This is a genomic window from Stenotrophomonas acidaminiphila, from assembly GCF_014109845.1.
Classification (GTDB): Bacteria; Pseudomonadota; Gammaproteobacteria; order Xanthomonadales; family Xanthomonadaceae; genus Stenotrophomonas; species Stenotrophomonas acidaminiphila.
Map to the genome: position 1 here is coordinate 152049 of NZ_CP043567.1, position 17662 is coordinate 169710.

The 17662-nt window shown below is 70.3% G+C and carries 17 protein-coding genes; 10 read left to right on the forward strand and 7 right to left on the reverse strand.

Going from position 1 to position 17662, the window contains the following annotated elements:
* Window positions 1–22 precede the first annotated feature (22 nt).
* The gene (gene glnE, locus F0P95_RS00920) at window positions 23–2842 is read right to left on the reverse strand and encodes a bifunctional [glutamate--ammonia ligase]-adenylyl-L-tyrosine phosphorylase/[glutamate--ammonia-ligase] adenylyltransferase (RefSeq protein WP_182335350.1); all 2820 of its coding nucleotides are present in this window, start codon (window positions 2840–2842) and stop codon (window positions 23–25) included.
* A 101-nt stretch (window positions 2843–2943) separates the two neighbouring features.
* On the opposite strand from glnE, the gene F0P95_RS00925 reads away from it, so the two are divergent.
* Window positions 2944–3375, forward strand: coding sequence for a PIN domain-containing protein (locus tag F0P95_RS00925; protein WP_182335351.1), 432 nt, complete (start codon window positions 2944–2946; stop codon window positions 3373–3375).
* A 304-nt stretch (window positions 3376–3679) separates the two neighbouring features.
* Window positions 3680–5194 carry a succinyl-CoA:acetate CoA-transferase ScpC gene (scpC, locus tag F0P95_RS00930; RefSeq protein WP_056932486.1) on the forward strand — a complete coding sequence of 505 codons (1515 nt, stop codon included), beginning with the start codon at window positions 3680–3682 and terminating at the stop codon, window positions 5192–5194.
* 69 nt (window positions 5195–5263) lie between these two features.
* Here scpC and F0P95_RS00935 read toward each other — a convergent pair whose 3' ends face one another.
* The 4 genes from F0P95_RS00935 to F0P95_RS00950 form a co-directional block, all read right to left on the reverse strand.
* Window positions 5264–5602 (reverse strand): YegP family protein, encoded by a 339-nt coding sequence (locus tag F0P95_RS00935; protein ID WP_182335352.1) that lies wholly within the window; start codon window positions 5600–5602, stop codon window positions 5264–5266.
* Between the two features lie 132 nt (window positions 5603–5734).
* On the reverse strand, window positions 5735–5995 hold the full coding sequence (locus F0P95_RS00940; protein WP_054667736.1) for a GIY-YIG nuclease family protein: 261 nt from the start codon (window positions 5993–5995) through the stop codon (window positions 5735–5737).
* An 18-nt stretch (window positions 5996–6013) separates the two neighbouring features.
* Window positions 6014–6457, reverse strand: a complete 444-nt coding sequence (locus tag F0P95_RS00945) for a hypothetical protein (protein WP_152985094.1) — start codon at window positions 6455–6457, stop codon at window positions 6014–6016.
* Between the two features lie 147 nt (window positions 6458–6604).
* A complete protein-coding gene (locus tag F0P95_RS00950) occupies window positions 6605–7678 on the reverse strand; it encodes a 3-deoxy-7-phosphoheptulonate synthase (RefSeq protein WP_182335353.1) in 1074 nt (357 codons plus the stop codon).
* A gap of 306 nt (window positions 7679–7984) precedes the next feature.
* On the opposite strand from F0P95_RS00950, the gene trxC reads away from it, so the two are divergent.
* Window positions 7985–8431, forward strand: a complete 447-nt coding sequence (trxC, locus tag F0P95_RS00955; protein WP_182335354.1) for a thioredoxin TrxC — start codon at window positions 7985–7987, stop codon at window positions 8429–8431.
* Between the two features lie 81 nt (window positions 8432–8512).
* On the opposite strand, the gene groL is transcribed toward trxC, so the two are convergent.
* Together groL and F0P95_RS00965 are read right to left on the reverse strand one after the other, a co-directional pair.
* Window positions 8513–10156 (reverse strand): chaperonin GroEL, encoded by a 1644-nt coding sequence (groL, locus tag F0P95_RS00960; protein WP_054667742.1) that lies wholly within the window; start codon window positions 10154–10156, stop codon window positions 8513–8515.
* 58 nt (window positions 10157–10214) lie between these two features.
* Window positions 10215–10502 carry a co-chaperone GroES gene (locus F0P95_RS00965; RefSeq protein WP_054667743.1) on the reverse strand — a complete coding sequence of 96 codons (288 nt, stop codon included), beginning with the start codon at window positions 10500–10502 and terminating at the stop codon, window positions 10215–10217.
* 206 nt (window positions 10503–10708) lie between these two features.
* Between F0P95_RS00965 and cutA the strand changes: the two genes are divergently transcribed.
* From cutA to prmA, 7 genes are all read left to right on the forward strand, one after another.
* A complete protein-coding gene (gene cutA / locus F0P95_RS00970) occupies window positions 10709–11041 on the forward strand; it encodes a divalent-cation tolerance protein CutA (protein WP_182335355.1) in 333 nt (110 codons plus the stop codon).
* Between the two features lie 7 nt (window positions 11042–11048).
* Window positions 11049–13376, forward strand: coding sequence for a protein-disulfide reductase DsbD family protein (locus F0P95_RS00975; RefSeq protein WP_182336649.1), 2328 nt, complete (start codon window positions 11049–11051; stop codon window positions 13374–13376).
* Between the two features lies 1 nt (window position 13377).
* Window positions 13378–13959, forward strand: a complete 582-nt coding sequence (locus tag F0P95_RS00980) for a TlpA family protein disulfide reductase (protein WP_182335356.1) — start codon at window positions 13378–13380, stop codon at window positions 13957–13959.
* A 222-nt stretch (window positions 13960–14181) separates the two neighbouring features.
* Window positions 14182–14616 carry a type II 3-dehydroquinate dehydratase gene (gene aroQ, locus F0P95_RS00985; RefSeq protein ID WP_054667749.1) on the forward strand — a complete coding sequence of 145 codons (435 nt, stop codon included), beginning with the start codon at window positions 14182–14184 and terminating at the stop codon, window positions 14614–14616.
* Between the two features lie 61 nt (window positions 14617–14677).
* Complete coding sequence (accB, locus tag F0P95_RS00990; RefSeq protein WP_182335357.1) at window positions 14678–15166, forward strand: acetyl-CoA carboxylase biotin carboxyl carrier protein; 489 nt, start codon at window positions 14678–14680, stop codon at window positions 15164–15166.
* Between the two features lie 10 nt (window positions 15167–15176).
* Window positions 15177–16544 carry an acetyl-CoA carboxylase biotin carboxylase subunit gene (gene accC / locus F0P95_RS00995; protein ID WP_182335358.1) on the forward strand — a complete coding sequence of 456 codons (1368 nt, stop codon included), beginning with the start codon at window positions 15177–15179 and terminating at the stop codon, window positions 16542–16544.
* 178 nt (window positions 16545–16722) lie between these two features.
* Window positions 16723–17637 (forward strand): 50S ribosomal protein L11 methyltransferase, encoded by a 915-nt coding sequence (gene prmA / locus F0P95_RS01000; RefSeq protein WP_182335359.1) that lies wholly within the window; start codon window positions 16723–16725, stop codon window positions 17635–17637.
* Window positions 17638–17662 lie beyond the last annotated feature (25 nt).

The following is a 17662-nucleotide window of genomic DNA, read 5'->3' on the forward strand; positions in this document are numbered from 1 at the left end:
CGACGCGGGGCTGGCCGGTCGGTCAATCCGCCGCCCTGCCCGGTTCGAACGGCAGCCCCTGCGCCACCGCCGCGGCGGTGATCGCCGCACACGCGCTTTCGATCTCCGGGGTGGGCACGGTGATGCGCGGGCGCCGGTCCAGGGTGCACGCCAGCCCGGCGTCGAGCAGGGTGGCATGGGCGGCGTGCAGGGCGGTGGCGGTGGCCGGCGGCAGCCAGCCGCTGGCGGCCAGCGCATCGACCAGCCGCGGGGTTTCGCGCGGCCCGCACAGCGCCGGGTCGCTGGCCGCCCCGGCCAGCACGCCGGTCTGCAGCAGGAACTCCAGGTCCACCAGGCCGCCGGCGCCCTGCTTGAGATCAAGCCGCGCGGCATCGCTGCGGTCCAGCTCGGCGCGCATGCGCGCACGCATCTTCAGCACGTCGCCGAACAGGGTGTCGGCGTCGCGGGTGCGGCCCAGCGTGCTGCCGCGCACCTGTTCGAAATCGGCCAGCAGGCCGGCATCGCCGGCGACGCCGCGGGCGCGCACCAGCGCCTGGTGCTCCCAGGTCCAGGCGCGCTCGCGCTGGTACTCGGTGTAACTGGCCAGCGAGGACACCAGCGCGCCCTTGCCGCCGTCCGGGCGCAGGCGCACGTCGATGTCGTACAGGCGCCCGGCGGCGGTGACCGCCGACAGCAGCGCCATCACCTTCTGCGCCAGGCGCGCGAACCAGCGGCTGCTCTCCAGCGGGCGCCGGCCGTCGCTTTCCTCGGCCGCGGGCGGGTGGTCGTACAGGAACACCAGGTCCAGGTCGGACCCGAAGCCCAGTTCCAGCCCGCCCAGGCTGCCGTAGCCGATGATGGCGAAGCGCCCGCCGGGCACCTGGCCGTGCGCGGCGGCCAGGTCGGCACGCGCCATCGCCAGCACGGTGTCGACCACGGCGTCGGCCAGCTGCGCCAGCTGCCGGGTGCAGTCCACCGCGCGCTGGCGGCCATCGTGGAAGGCCAGCGCCATGCGGAAGCTCAGTGCCAGGCGCACTTCGTTGAGCGCGCGCAGCGCGGCTTCCGGGTCGTCGATGGCCAGCGCCGCGGCGCAGGCGTCACGCATTTCCTGCGGCTCCGGCAACGGCCCGGCCACGCGCGTGTCCAGCAGTTCGTCCAGCAGCAGCGGGAAGGCCACCAGGCGTTCGGACAGCAGCGCGCTGCGCGCCAGTACGTTGACCAGCCGGGTGAGCGCGCTGGGCTGTTCGTCCAGCAGCGCCAGGTAGCTGGTGCGGCGCAGGATCGCCTGCAGCAGGCCGAGCACGCGGCGCAGCGCGGCATCGGGCTGCGGCGAGCGGGTGGCGGCGTGCAGCAGCGCCGGCAGCACCCGGTCCAGGCGCGCGCGCGCGGCGTCGGACAGCGATTTCACCCCGAGCGACTGCGCGAACTCGCGCAGCGACTGGTCGGCGCCGGTGGCGTCGGCGAAGCCGGCCTCGGCCAGCACCGCCGCGTCGCCACCGCCCGGCAGCACCCGCCAGTAGCTGGACAGGGCATCGGGCGCGGCCTGGCCGCGGCGTGGCGCCAGCAGCGCGGCGAATTCGGTGGCCACGCATTGGCGCTGCTGGTCCAGCGCCACCAGCAACGCGTCCCAGTCGGCGTGGCCCAGGCCCAGCGCGATGCGCAGGCGGTCGTCGGCATCGGCCGGCAGGCGGTGGGTCTGCGCGTCGCGCAGCATCTGCAGGCGGTTCTCCAGCCGGCGCAGGAAGCGGTAGGCATGGACCAGCGCGGCGCCATCGGCCGCGTCCATCTGCCCGGACTCCACCAGTGCCTGCAGCGCCGGCAGCAGCCGCCGTTCGCGCAGCGCCGGCTCGCGGCCACCGCGGATCAGCTGCAGCGCCTGGGCGAGGAACTCGATCTCGCGGATGCCGCCGGGGCCGCGCTTGATGTCGTCGAAGCGGTCGCTGCGCGCGACTTCGGCGGTGATCGCGGCCTTCATCTCGCGCAGGCCGTCGAGCGCGGTGAAGTCCAGGTAACGGCGGTAGACGAACGGGCGCAGGGTTTCCAGCCAGGCTTCGCCGGCGGCGATGTCGCCGGCCACCGCGCGTGCCTTGATCCACGCATAGCGCTCCCAGTCGCGGCCCTCGCGCTGGAAGTACTGGTCCATGCCGGCAAAGGACAGCGCCACCCGCCCGGCACTGCCGAACGGGCGCAGGCGCAGGTCGACACGGTGGCAGAAGCCGTCGGCGGTGGTCTCGTCCAGCAGCCGCGCCAGGCGCTGGCCCAGCCGCGCGAAGTATTCCTCGGCCGCCAGCGCGCGCGCGCCGTCGGACTCGCCCGCCTGCGGGTAGGCATAGACCAGGTCGATGTCGGAGGAGAAATTCAGCTCGCCGCCGCCAAGCTTGCCCAGCCCGAACACCACCAGCCGCTGTGCGCTGCCGTCGTCGGCGCGGACCACGCCGTGGCGCTGGGCGAACTCCTGCTCCAGCGCGGCCAGCGCCAGCTGCAGGCAGTCCTCGGCCAGGCGGGTGGCGCCGCGCAGGGTGGCGTCGACGTCGTCGCGCCCGTTCACGTCACGCCAGACCAGCCGCGTGGAGGCGGCGGCGCGGTAGCGGCGCAGCTGCACCGGCCAGGCGCTGGGCTGCAGCGGGTCCAGCACGGGCAGCGGCAGCGGCGCGCCGGCGTCCAGTTGCGCCAGCAGCTCCGGCTGCCGGCACAGGGTGTCGATGGCGAAATCGCTGGCCAGCGCCAGCCGCCGCAGGCCGGTCTCGAAGTCCGGGGCCTGCGGCCATTGCGCCGGATCCGGCGCGGCGAGCCTGAGGCGGGCGATGGCGCGGTCGAGCAGGGCGGCCACGGGCGGGGGCAGGTCGGGAGTCGGGAAGGTCATGGGCCAATTCTGGCATTGCCGGGCGCCTGCCCCACAGAAAGCGGAGGCGCTCGACAGGTCATGTGGGGCAGCATCATGCATCAATCATCAGGGAGAGCCGCATGCGCCCTCCCTCGACATTGCCGACGACGTGCTGTTTGCCGCCCGGGCGCTGGCACGCCGCGCGAAGAAGCCGTTCGGCGTGGCTGCGCACGCACATCGCGCATGGCTGGGCCAGTTGTCCACTTACCCAGAACGGTTGCCTGCGCATCATGTCCCGGCCCGGATACGCCAAGCCGCAACGGCTGGGCAGCCTGGTGAGCATGCTGGCGCGTTCCACGTCCACGCGCTTCCATGCGTTCTGGCCGGACGCCATCAGCGTGCTGGATCGCACGCATTTCCATCATGGCTACATCCACAGTCCGCGACAGTTGACCGATCTGTACCTGCTCGCGCTTGCGGTGCACCACGGCGGGCGGCTGGTGACGTTCGACCGGCACATTGCGCTGAGTGCGGTAGCGGGCGCGCGGCCCGAGCACCTGGTGCAGTTGTAAGGCCGACCGCGGCACGGAGCACGGCACCGGGAGACCGCAAATAAAAAGCCCGCTGGCAGCGAACTGCCAGCGGGCTTTGCTCCCTCCCCCACGTCGGGATGCAGGGCGATCCTGCGGGGTCGGCGTACAAGTTGCACGCTGCAGTGCAAAAAATCCGGTGGCACCGCCCAGGGCCCGGAAACGGCCTGCGGCCGGTCCTGCCACCACCGCACCCCGGGGGCGAATGCCATCCCACGAAGGTAGAACACCTTCGGCGCCCGCCATCCGGGATAATCGGCCATCCCCACGAGCCAACGTCGTTTCCATGTCTGTAGAACGCATCCTGGACCCACGCCTGCGCGAACGGGTCGTCTCCGCCGAACACGCCGCCAGCCTGATCCAGCCGGGCGAAACCGTCGCGATGAGCGGTTTCACCGGTTCCGGCTACCCCAAGGCGGTGCCGCAGTGCCTGGCCCAGCGCATCGAGCAGGCGCACGGGCGCGGCGAGGAATTCCGCATCAACCTGCTCACCGGCGCCTCGACCGCGCCGGAACTGGACGGCGCGCTGGCCAAGGTCGATGGCATCGCCATGCGCATGCCGTTCCAGAGCGACCCGGACGCGCGCAAGCGCATCAACGCCGGCAAGCTGGACTACCTGGACATCCACCTGTCGCACGTCGCCCAGCACGTGTGGTTCGGCTTCTACAACGAAATCGACACCGCGGTGGTGGAAGTCTCCGCCATCCACGCCGACGGCTCGCTGGTGCCGTCCACCTCGGTGGGCAACAACAAGACCTGGCTGGACCTGGCCAAGAAGGTGATCATCGAAGTCAACGGGTGGCAGCCGCTGGGCATGGACGGCATGCACGACGTCTACTACGGCACCGCGCTGCCGCCGCACCGCAAGCCGATCCCGCTGGTGCGCGGCGACGACCGCATCGGCCAGACCACGCTGCGCTGCGACCCGGACAAGATCGCCGCGGTGGTGCTGACCCATGCGCCGGACCGCAACAGCCCGTTCAATCCGCCCGATGCCGACAGCCAGCGCATCGCCGGGCACCTGATCGAGTTCCTCAAGCACGAAGTGGCGCGCGGCCGCCTGCCGGCCAACCTGCTGCCGCTGCAGTCGGGCGTGGGCAACATCCCCAACGCGGTGCTGGCGGGGCTGGCCAACAGCGGCTTCCGCGACCTGGAGGCGTTCACCGAGGTGATCCAGGACGGCATGCTCGACCTGCTGCGCGCCGGCGTGCTGCGCTATGCCTCGTGCACCGGCTTCGCGCTGAGCCCGGCCGCCACCGAGGAGTTCATGCGCAACATCGACTTCTACCGGCAGCGCATCATCATGCGTTCGCAGGAAGTGTCCAACCACCCGGAGCTGGTGCGCCGGCTGGGCTGCATCGGCATGAACGGCATGATCGAGGCCGACATCTACGGCAACATCAATTCCACCCATGTCATGGGCAGCAGCATCATGAACGGCATCGGCGGTTCGGGCGACTTCGCGCGCAACGGCTTCCTGTCGGTCTTCCTGAGCCCGTCCACCGCCAAGAACGGCAGCATTTCCTCGATCGTGCCGATGGTCAGCCACGTCGACCACACCGAACACGACGTGGCGGTGGTGGTGACCGAGCAGGGCCTGGCCGACCTGCGCGGCCTGCCGCCGCGTGCGCGCGCGCGCACGCTGATCGCCAACTGCGTGCACCCGGATTTCCGCGACCAGCTCAGCGACTACTTCGAGCGCGCCTGCCGCGACAGCTACGGCAAGCACACCCCGCACCTGCTGCCCGAGGCGCTGTCCTGGCACCAGCGCTGGCTGGATACCGGCACGATGAAGGCCTGAGGCCCGCGCCTGGCGCACCGCATGAAGCCCGGGATTCCCGGGCTTCATGCGTTTGCGGGCGCGCCCGGCTCAGCCGGCGGTCTTGTCCTTGACCGTCGCGGTCTGGCCGTTGGCCTTGACGCTGTTGATGCCGGCTTCGCGCGCGGCCTGCGAGGCGTACAGCTGGCTGCTGCCGATCACCTGGTGGTTGGCCGCCTTGAGGTTGAAATGGTAACGGCCATCGCTGGCCGTCTTGCGCTCGTAGCGCGCGTCGTCGGCACTGTTCGCGCGTACCGAGGCGATGCCGTTCTCCGCCGCCGCGCGCGTGGTATAGCGCTCGCTGCTCAGGATGACTTCGGCATTGCCGGCCTTGAGCACGAAGTGGAACTGGTCGTCACTGCTGCGCTGCAATTCGAACCAACCATTCATCGGGTTTCCTCCGCTGCTGGGGTTGCCGGCATGCGGGGCCGCGGCATGGCAGCCGCCCCGGTCCGGCCGGACGCCCGCAAAAAACCGGGCTGCTATGGCCGCGCGACACCACGGCCATGCCCCGAATCTACCTCATTGGCCACCGTGTTCGAGCCAGGCCAGCTTGCGCCCGCGCGGTTGCCGCTTCAGCTGCCACTCCGCGCGCGATGCGGCGGCACGGTCGGCGTACTCGCGGAAACCGAGCACGCGCAGCGGCGGATGCGCACGCGTGTAGCGCGCGCCCTTGCCGGTCGCATGGGCCTGGAAGCGCGCCTGCACATCGGTGGTGATGCCGGCGTAGTAGCTGCCGCCGCTGCACTCGAGCAGGTACAGGAACCACGAGCCGGTGGCCATGGCGCAGGCCCGCGCGGTTTACAGGCTGGCGGCGTCGGCGATCTTGCACATGCCCTCGCCCACCGCCTTGTTCGAGGTCATCTGCCCGCCCTTGATGCTGAAGCGCACCTCCACGCGGATGCTGCCGTCGTCCTGGCGGCGCACGGTGGTGCGCAGCGGCACGGTCGAGCCACCGCCACCACGCACCGGGTTCTCGGCGGCGATGTAGCCGGTGCGCTCGTTCGGCGACACCGAAACCATGCCCTCGGCCTCGATCGCGGCGACGGTCTTGCGGAAGGCTTCGGCGTAGCTCACACCTTCGTGTTCGGTCGCTGCCAGGAACTGCTTGCCGGTGGTGAAGCCGCCGGTCACCGACAGATTCTGCAGGCAGCCGCTGCCCGAGTCCTGGACCTGTTTCTTGGCCATGGCCAGTGCCGGCACCAGCATCAATGCCGCAGCGACGGCGAAACTGAGGGTACGCATCATTCCTTCTCCCTGGTACGGTGATTGATCGGCTTCCTGCCGGACGCGACGCGCCCTGTTCCCCAAAGCAGGCGGGAGGCATGCCGCCTCCCGCTGCTTAAATTACTGTGACTGGCCCGGGCATGCCAGCACAGGCGTCACATCCGCTCAGGCCGCCGCCTCCAGCCGCGCACGGCGCCGCATGCGCACCGCGTCGGCCAACCGCTCGAGCACCTGCACGGTGCTGTCCCAGCCGATGCAGCCGTCGGTGATGCTCTGGCCGTAGACCAGCGGCTGGCTTTCGACCAGGTCCTGGCGGCCGCCGACCAGGTGGCTCTCGATCATCACCCCGACCACGCGCGACTGGCCCGCTTCCAGCTGGCCGGCGATGTCCTCGATCACCTGCGGCTGGTTCTCCGGCTTCTTGCTGCTGTTGGCGTGGCTGGCGTCGATCATCAGCCGTGCCGGCAGCTGCGCCCTGGCCAGCACTTCGCTGGCGGCCTGCACGCTGGCCGCGTCGAAATTGGGCAGCTTGCCGCCACGCAGGATGACGTGGCAGTCCGGGTTGCCGCGGGTGGCGACGATGGCGGTGCCGCCGTCCTTGGTGACCGACAGGAAATGGTGCGGATGCGAGGCCGCGCCCACCGCGTCGGCGGCGATCTTCACGTCGCCGGTGGTGCCGTTCTTGAAGCCCACCGGGCACGACAGCCCGGAGGCCAGCTCGCGGTGCACCTGGCTTTCGGTGGTGCGCGCGCCGATCGCGCCCCAGGCCACCAGGTCGGCGATGTACTGCGGCGAGATCACGTCGAGGAATTCCACGCCGGCCGGCAGGCCCAGCCTGTTGATGTCGCGCAGCAGGCCGCGCGCCACGCGCAGGCCCTTGTTGATGTTGAAGCTGCCGTCCAGGTCCGGGTCGTTGATCAGCCCCTTCCAGCCGACGGTGGTGCGCGGCTTCTCGAAGTACACGCGCATGACGATTTCGAGTTCGCCGCCGAGCGCGTCGCGCAGCGGGCGCAGGCGCTGGGCGTAGTCCATCGCCGCCACCGGGTCGTGGATCGAGCAGGGGCCGACCACCACCGCCAGGCGGTCGTCATGGCCATGCAGGATGCGGTGCAGCGCGGCGCGGGCGTCGGCCACCGTCTGCGAGGCCTGCTCGTCGCAGGGCAGCAGCGAGATCAGCTGGGCCGGCGGGGTCAGCGGGTCGAGCCGGCGGATGCGAAGGTCGTCGGTGTGGGGGGGCATTGCGGGGTCTCCGGTTCAAGCGTGATGGGGGCCCCAGCGGAAGGCGGCATGAAAAAAGCCGCCAGGTTCGCTGGCGGCTTTTCGGGAATGCGTCTGAAAGTTTCTTCAGGGTGAGCGCAGTCCTTCCTCCGCCAGCGGCTTCGGAAAGTAGTACCAGAAGTAAAAGCTGGCGCGGGTTGCGTTCATGGGCAGCATTGATAACACGGTTTTTTGTGCGATGCGACAGTTTCAACCGCAACCGGGATTCACCGCCGGGGCGCGATACTTGTGGCCATCTCCACCCGCCATGCCCCGCGAGGCCCGGCCATGAACACCGACACCCTGCTGCAGATCGCCTGCCCCCACTGCAATGCCATCAACCGGCTGCCCGCCGCACGGCGCGAGCAGTCGCCCGCGTGCGGACGCTGCCACCGGCCGCTGTTCGCCGCCACGCCGGTGGTGCTCGACGCCGCCGCCTTCGAGGCCCACGCGCAGCGCTCGCAGCTGCCGCTGCTGGTCGATTTCTGGGCGGCCTGGTGCGGCCCCTGCCGGCAGATGGCGCCGGAGTTCGCCAAGGCGGCCGCGCAGCTGGAGCCGCAGGTGCGCCTGGGCAAGCTCGACACCGAGGCCGAGCCGGCCCTGGCCTCGCGCTTCGGCATCCGCAGCATCCCGACGATGGTGCTGCTGCACGACGGCCGCGAGCTCGCGCGCCAGTCCGGCGCCATGCCCGCCAGCGCCATCGTGCAGTGGGTGCGCCCGTACCTGCCGCGCTGAGCGGCGGGCGCGGGCAAAAAAAGAACCCCGCCTCGCGGCGGGGTTCCTTCGTGCAACGGCAGCGGTGAGGCTGCGGCGGACTTAGAAGTCCATGCCGCCCATGCCACCCATGCCGCCCATGCCACCGGCAGCAGCCGGCTCGTCCTTCTTCGGGGCCTCGGCCACCATCGCTTCGGTGGTGATCATCAGGCCGGCGATCGAGGCGGCGTTCTGCAGCGCCGAACGGGTCACCTTGGTCGGATCCAGGATGCCGAACTCCAGCATGTCGCCGAACTCGCCCGAGGCGGCGTTGTAGCCGAAGCTGCCGGAGCCTTCCTTGACCTTGTTGACGATGACCGACGGCTCTTCGCCGGCGTTGGCGACGATCTCGCGCAGCGGCGCTTCCATCGCGCGCAGGGCGATCTGGATGCCGTGGTCCTGGTCTTCGTTGGCGCCCTTCAGGCCGGCCAGCGCGGTGACCGCACGGATCAGGGCGACGCCGCCGCCCGGCACCACGCCTTCCTCGACCGCCGCACGGGTGGCGTGCAGGGCGTCGTCGACGCGGTCCTTCTTCTCCTTCATCTCGATCTCGGTCGAGGCACCGACCTTGATCACGGCAACGCCACCGGCCAGCTTGGCCACGCGCTCCTGCAGCTTCTCGCGGTCGTAATCGGAGGTGGTGTCCTCGATCTGCACCTTGATCTGCTTGACGCGCGATTCGATGGCGGCGGCATCGCCGGCACCGTCGATGATGGTGGTGTTCTCCTTGGAGACCTGCACCTTCTTGGCGCGGCCCAGGTCCTTGATGGTGGCCTTCTCCAGCGACAGGCCCACTTCCTCGGAGATCACGGTGCCGCCGGTCAGCACGGCCATGTCTTCCAGCATCGCCTTGCGACGGTCGCCGAAGCCCGGGGCCTTGACCGCCACGACCTTGACGATGCCGCGGATGGTGTTGACCACCAGGGTCGCCAGCGCCTCGCCTTCGATGTCCTCGGCGACGATCAGCAGCGGCTTGCCGGCCTTGGCCACGCCTTCCAGCACCGGCAGCAGGTCACGGACGTTGGAGATCTTCTTGTCGTGCAGCAGGATGAACGGGTCGTCCAGGTCGGCCGACTGGCCCTGCTGGTTGTTGATGAAGTACGGCGACAGGTAGCCGCGGTCGAACTGCATGCCCTCGACCACGTCCAGCTCGTTCTCCAGGCCCGAGCCTTCCTCGACGGTGATCACGCCTTCCTTGCCGACCTTCTTCATCGCTTCGGCGATGATGTTGCCGATCGACTCGTCGGAGTTGGCCGAGATGGTGCCGACCTGGGCGATGGCCTTGTCGTCGGCGGTGGGCTTGGAGATGTTCTTCAGCTCGGCGACGGCGGCCACGACGGCCTTGTCGATGCCGCGCTTGAGGTCCATCGGGTTCATGCCGGCGGCCACGGCCTTGGCGCCTTCGCGGATCAGGGCCTGGGCCAGCACGGTGGCGGTGGTGGTGCCGTCACCGGCGTTGTCGTTGGTCTTGGAAGCGACTTCCTTGACCATCTGCGCGCCCATGTTCTCGAACTTGTCGGCCAGTTCGATTTCCTTGGCGACGGACACGCCGTCCTTGGTGATGGTCGGGGCGCCGAAGCTCTTCTCGAGCACGACGTTGCGGCCCTTCGGGCCCAGGGTCGCCTTGACGGCATTGGCGAGAATGTTGACGCCGCGCACCATGCGCGAACGGGCGTCTTCACCGAAACGGATATCCTTGGCAGCCATTGCTTTACCTCAGTGGATCAGGGTTTAAGGGGTCTTGTGGAGTCGTCTGGAACGCGGCTCAGCCGATCACGGCCAGCACGTCGTCCTCACGCAGCACCTTGTACTCGACGCCATCGGCCTTGTAGGTGGAACCGGCGTACTGGCCGTAGATGACCTTGTCGCCGGCCTTCAGCGCCGGGGCGCGGACGCTGCCATTGTCCAGCGGCTTGCCGGGGCCGACGGCCACGACTTCGCCCTTGGTGGACTTTTCCTTGGCCGAATCGGGGATCAGGATGCCACCGGCAGAGACTTCCTCGGCTTCGATGGGCTTGACCACGACGCGGTCGTGCAGCGGCTTGATGCTCATGTGAGACCTCTTGATGTTGTTGATTGGTCTGGAAAGTCCGGTGGTCGCCACCCCGCCGGCCGGCAGCGGCGACGCCACGCCTAAAAACGCCCGTCACCGGGCTTGGCTGGGAAATGGGGACCGCCGGCGGGCTTTCAAGTGCCTGAACCCAACTTCCTGCGGCCCCGCCACCGCTGGCCCCGGCGGCGGCGGCGGCATCTGCGACAATGCCCCGGATGGACGCCCGCCTTGTCTTCTGCACCTGCCCCGACGCCGCCACGGCCCAGGCACTGGCCCGGTTGCTGGTCGAGCGGCGCCTGGCCGCCTGCGTGAACTTGTTGCCGCAGATACAGTCTGTGTATCGCTGGCAGGAGCGGATCGAGCAGGCGGAGGAAGTCCAACTGCTGATCAAGACCACCGCCGACCGCCTGAAAGCGCTGACGGCGGCGCTCCTGCAGCACCATCCGTACGAATTGCCGGAAATACTGGCGGTTTCCCCCAGCGCCGGCCTGCCGGCCTACCTGGACTGGATCCGGGCCCAGACCCGCGAGGACACCTGACTTGAAGATGCTGTTGCGCCGTTTCACCGCCCTGTGCCTGCTCACCCTCTGTGCCTTCCCGGCCCTGGCCCTGGACGAAAAGGACCTGCTGCCGGTCGACACGGCCTTCGCCCTCCAGGTCCAGGCGGACACCCGCGACCGCATCGAGCTGCGCTGGGACATCGCCCCGGGCTACTACCTCTACCGCCACCGCACCAGCGTCAAGGCCGGGCCCGGGTTCAGCGCCGGCGCGCTGCAGATGCCGGCCGGCGAGAAGAAGCACGACGAGTTCTTCGGCGACGTCGAGACCTACCACCGGCAGCTCAAGGCCACCCTGCCCGGTACCGCCGACCCCGGCGCCGGGACGGTGACGCTGGAGGTGCGCTACCAGGGCTGCGCCGATGCCGGGGTGTGCTACCCCCCGCAGAAGCGCACCGTCGAGGTCCGGCTGCCCGGCGCCAGCGCCGCGGCCGCCCCGGCCGGCGGCGCACCGCTGTTCAACCCGCTGGCGCGCAACGATGGCGGCGGCCTGAAGCTGCCGGGCAGCGCCGCCACCCCGTCCCTGCCGCTGCCCTCGGAGCAGGCGTTCGGCTTCGAGGCGATCGTCGATGACGGCAACCGCCTGCTGCTGCGGTTCTCGCCGGCGCCGGGCTACTACCTGTACCGCGACCGCACCTCGCTGGCGCTGGAGGGCGCGGCCGGGATCCGCACCGGCAAGCCGCAGTGGCCGGCAGGCACCTCGCACCGCGACGAGCACTTCGGCAACGTGGTGGTGTACTTCGACCAGGTCGATGTACCGCTGCCGCTGCACCGCGAACGCGCCGATGCCAGCCCGGCGACGCTGGTGGCCACCTTCCAGGGCTGCCAGACCGACGGCATCTGCTATCCGCCGATGACCCGGCGGGTGCGGCTGGCGCTGCCGGCCGGCAAGGTCTCGCCCAGCGGCGAGGCGATGGTCACCCCGCTGGTGATCACGCCGCTGCCCAGCGGCCGCAAGCCGGCCGACCCGGCGGCCATCGACCCGGCCAACCCGCCCGCCCCGCAGCCGCTGGTGGTCCGCTCCAACGACAACGGCAGCGGCGCGTCCGCGCCCCTCCCCGATGCCTCGGCCGACAACGCCGGGCGCAGCCAGCCGCCGGGCAACGCCGGTGAAGGCGATTCGCTGGCGTGGATCCTGCTGCTGGCACTGGCCGGCGGCCTGGTGCTGAACCTGATGCCCTGCGTGCTGCCGGTGCTGTCGCTGAAGGTGCTGGGGCTGGCGCAGAGCGGCGAGAGCCGCCAGCACGCCCGCCGCCATGCGCTGTGGTACACGCTGGGGGTGCTGGTCGCGTTCACCGCCATCGGCGCGCTGGTACTGGCCCTGCGCGCGGCCGGGCAGGCCGCCGGCTGGGGCTTCCAGCTGCAGCACCCGTGGTTCATCGCCGCGCTGGTCTACCTGATGTTCGTGGTCGGCCTGAGCCTGAGCGGCGTGTTCACCCTGGGCGGCAACCTCGGTGGCGTCGGCCAGTCGCTGGCGCAGCGCCAGGACGCAGCCGGCGACTTCTTCACCGGCGTGCTGGCCTGCGTGGTCGCCAGCCCGTGCATCGCCCCGTTCATGGGCCCGGCGCTGGCCTATGCCTTCACCGCGCCGGCGGCGGTGGCGATGCTGGTGTTCCTGGCCCTGGGGCTGGGGCTGGCGCTGCCGTTCCTGCTGATCGGCTTCGTGCCGGCGCTGGCCCGGCGCCTGCCCAGGCCCGGCGCCTGGATGGAAACCTTCAAGCAGGTGCTGGCGTTCCCGATGTACCTGACCGCGATCTGGCTGCTGTGGGTGCTGGGCAAGCAGCGCGGCATCGACGCGATGGCGCTGCTGCTGGCCGGTGCGGCGCTGCTGGCGCTGGGGCTGTGGTGGTTCGAGCGCAACCGCTGGCGCAGCCGCCGCGCGGGCATGGCGCTGGGCGCGGTGCTGGTGCTGCTGGCGCTGGTGCCGGTGTGGGGCGTGACCCGCATGGAACCGCCGGCACGCGCGGCCAGCGAAGGCACCGTGGCGTACTCGCCGGAAATGCTCGACCGGCTGCGCGCGGACAACCGCGTGGTGTTCGTCAACATGACCGCCGACTGGTGCGTGACCTGCAAGGCCAACGAACGCAACGTGCTCGACCGCGACACGTTCCGCGACACCCTCAAGCGGGTGGACGCGGTGTACATGCACGGCGACTGGACCAATGTCGACCCGCAGATCAGCGCGTTCCTGGAACAGCACAAGGCCGTGGGCGTGCCGCTGTACGTGGTGTACGGGCCGGGCGCACCGCCGCGCGTGCTGCCGACCGTGCTGACCCAGGCCATCGTCGAGGACGCGCTGCTGCGCGCGGCACGCTGAGATGCGCAGCGCGGCATGGTGGGTGGTGGGCATCGCCGCGGCGGCCGGGCTGGCCGCCGGCGCCTGGCTGACCCGGCCCGCGCTGCCGCCGATGACCGAGCCGTCGACGGCCCGCCCGGACACGCCGGCCGCGGCCCCCGCGGCGCTCGCCCCGGGCGACCGGGTGCCCGCCTTCACCCTGCCCGACCTGGACGGCATGCCGGTTCAGTTCCCGGACCGCTTCCTGGGCCGGCCGCTGCTGATCAACGTGTGGGCCAGCTGGTGCGCGCCGTGCATCGAGGAAATGCCGGAACTGGCGCGCTTCGCCGCCCGCCACGCCGACAGCGGCCCGCAGGTGGTGGGGCTGGCACTGGACACGCATGAAGCAGTGCTCGATTTCCTCGGCAACGTGCCGGTCTACTACCCCATCGTGCTGGAGACCCCCGGCCCGGCCGACGCCAGCGTCAGGCTCGGCAACCGCCAGGGCCTGCTGCCCTACAGCGTGCTGATCGACGCGCAGGGGCGCGTGGTCCGGCAGAAGCTGGGCCCCTTCAAGGCCGGGGAGATCGAGGCGTGGGCCGGGCTGGACGAAGACGCGCGCTAACCGCGGCGAACGTGACGCCAACATCCGCCAGCAGGCCGCACCCATGGCGCCGGCGCAGCGCCCCACGGACGCCGCGCGCATGCGTCCACACGACGCCCCAGGCACCCGGCGGGGACCCCGGGCAATTTCAAACAATCGATTAAAACGTCGTCAATTTCGCCGAACTGGACAGTATTCCCCGGTTCGCTCACACTGCCGCCCTTTCCCGCCCACCGCTGGCCCATGGCAAAACTGCTGGTCCTCCACGGCCCCAACCTGAACCTGCTCGGCACGCGCGAGCCGGAGGTCTATGGGCACACCACGCTGGCCGACATCGACGCCGCGCTGGCGCGGCAGGCGCAGGCGGCGGGGCACGCGGTGGAGAGCCTGCAGTCCAACGCCGAGCACGTGCTGGTGGAACGGGTGCAGGCCGCGCGCGGCGATGGTACCGGTTTCATCCTGATCAACCCGGCCGCCTTCACCCACACCTCGGTGGCGCTGCGCGATGCGCTGGCCGCGGTGGCCATCCCGTTCATCGAGATCCACCTGTCCAACCCCCACGCCCGCGAGCCCTTCCGCCAGCACAGCTATTTCAGCGACAAGGCGGTCGGCGTGGTCTGCGGCTTCGGCGCGGACAGTTACCGCTACGCCATGGACGCGGCACTGCTGCGGCTGTGACCCCCATTCCCGGGCGGTGGGCGCGAGCGCGCCACCGCCTACACCACCCAAGAGGCATCCTATGGACCTGCGCAAAATCAAGAAGCTGATCGACCTGCTGGAAGAGTCGAACCTGGCCGAGATCGAGATCAAGGAAGGCGAGGAATCCGTGCGCCTGTCGCGCACCCCGGTCGGCGGCTACGTGCCGGCGCCGGTGATGGCCGCCCCCGCCCACGTCGCCGCGCCGGCCGCCGTGGCCGCGCCGTCGATGCCGATGAGCTCGCCGACCGAGGCGTCCACCGGCGGCACCGCCAAGCCGGGCAACGCCCTGCCGGACGGCCACGTGCAGCGCGCGCCGATGGTCGGCACCTACTATGCGTCGCCGTCGCCGGACAAGCCGCCGTTCGTCAGCGTGGGCCAGCAGGTCAAGGCCGGCGAGACCCTGGCGATCATCGAGGCGATGAAGATGTTCAACCCGATCGAGGCCGAGGTGTCCGGCACCGTGGTCGCCATCCTCGGCGAAAGCGGCAACCCGGTGGAGTTCGACCAGCCGCTGTTCGTGATCGCCTGAGGCGCCGGCCATGCTCGACAAGGTCGTAATCGCCAACCGGGGTGAAATCGCGCTGCGCATCCTGCGCGCGTGCCACACCTTGGGCATCCGCACGGTCGCGGTGCACTCCACCGTCGACCGCAACCTCAAGCACGTGGCCATGGCCGACGAGTCGGTCTGCATCGGCCCGGCGCCGTCGTCGGAAAGCTACCTCAACATCCCGGCGCTGATCGCCGCGGCCGAGGTCACCGACGCCCAGGCCATCCACCCCGGCTACGGCTTCCTCTCCGAGAACGCCGATTTCGCCGAGCGCGTGGAGCAGTCCGGCTTCATCTTCATCGGGCCCAAGGCCGACACCATCCGCCTGATGGGCGACAAGGTCGAGGCGATCCGCGCGATGAAGGCCGCCGGCGTGCCGTGCGTGCCCGGCTCGGGCGGCCCGCTGGGCGACGACCCGGCGGCCAACGTCAAGATCGCCCGCGAGATCGGCTATCCGGTCATCGTCAAGGCGGCCGGCGGCGGCGGCGGCCGCGGCATGCGCGTGGTCCACACCGAGGGCGCGCTGGTCAACGCCATCGCCACCACCAAGCAGGAAGCCAAGGCCGCGTTCGGCAACGACATGGTCTACATGGAGAAGTTCCTGGAGAACCCGCGCCACGTGGAGATCCAGGTGCTGGCCGACGGCCAGGGCAACGCCATCCACCTCGGTGAGCGCGACTGCTCGATGCAGCGCCGCCACCAGAAGGTGGTGGAGGAAGCGCCGGCGCCGGGCATCACCCCGGAACTGCGCGAGGAAATCGGCAAGGTCTGCGTGGAGGCCTGCATCCGCATCGGCTACCGCGGCGCCGGCACCTTCGAATTCCTGTTCGAGAACGGCCGCTTCTACTTCATCGAGATGAACACCCGCATCCAGGTGGAGCACCCGGTGACGGAGATGATCACCGGCATCGACCTGGTCGCCGAGCAGCTGAAGATCGCCGCCGGCCACAAGCTGTCGATCAAGCAGAGCGACATCAAGATCAACGGCCACGCCATCGAGTGCCGCATCAACGCCGAGGACCCGGAAACCTTCTTCCCGTGCCCGGGCACCATCACCGGCTTCTACCCGCCGGGCGGCCCCGGCGTGCGCGTGGACACGCACATCTACGGCGGCTACCGCGTGCCGGCCAACTACGACTCGATGATCGGCAAGCTGATCGTGCACGGCCCGGACCGCGACACCGCCATCGCCCGCATGCGGGTGGCGCTGAGCGAGATGGTCGTGGACGGCATCAAGACCAACGTCGCCCTGCAGCAGCGGATCATGCGCGACAAGGGCTTCCAGGCCGGTGGACAGAACATCCACTACCTGGAAAAGCGCCTGGCCGAGCGCAAGAACCAGTCGATCGCGCTGACCTGAGCGCGGCTCGCCGAGGGTGAAGGAAGAAGGCGGGGAAACCCGCCTTCTTCCGTCTGCGCGGCCGCACGCACGCGCCGCGGCGACGGGCACCACGGCACCCGTGGCCGGCAGGAGAAGGAAAACATCCACAGCCTCGTCTAGGATGCCCGCTTCCGTCCCGCTGTCGCCGCCACCCCCCATGCCTTTCCTCGAACTCACCCTGCACTGCACCGAAGCCACCCAGCCCCGCTACGAAAACGCCCTGGAGGACGTCGGCGCGCTGGCGGTGACGATGCTCGACGCCGATGCCGACACCAGCAACGAGCGCGCGATCCTGGAGCCGGGCGTGGGCCAGACGCCGCTGTGGAACGCGCTGGTGCTGACCGCGCTGTTCCCGGCCGAGACCAACGCGCTGGCGCTGCTGGCTGCGCTGGAGGCGTTCGACGCCGGCCTGGACTGGAGCAGTGCCGGGTTCCGCGCGGTCGAAGACGAAGACTGGGAGCGCGCCTGGCTCGACCAGTTCCAGCCCATGCGGTTCGGCCTGCGCACCTGGATCGTGCCGTGGAACCATGAACTGCCCGAAGCGGCGCAGGCCGCCGACGCCGCGGTGGTGCGGCTGGACCCGGGCCTGGCGTTCGGCTCCGGCACCCACCCGACCACCGCGCTGTGCCTGCGCTGGCTGGACCAGCTTTCGGCCGAGGGCGAACTGCAGGGCCGCACCGTGCTCGACTTCGGCTGCGGCTCGGGCATCCTCGCCCTGGCCGCGCTCAAGCTCGGCGCCGCCGCCGCGGTGGGCGTGGACAACGACCCGCAGGCGCTGACCGCCACCGCCGACAACGGCGAGCGCAATGGCGTGCACATCGCCGCCTGGTTGCCGCAGGACGAGCCCGCCGCGACCTATCCGGTTGTGGTCGCCAACATCCTGGCCTCGGCGCTGGACGCCCTGGCCGAGCTGTTGGCCGCACGCGTGGCACCCGGTGGGCGCATTGCCCTGTCCGGCATCCTGCACGGCCAGGAAGGCGAACTGCTGGAACGCTACGCCCCCTGGTTCGAACAGCTGGAAGCCGTGCAGGACGGCGACTGGATGCGCATTACCGGCGTACGCCGTGCTTGAATGAGCGCAGCGTCCAGGACCGACC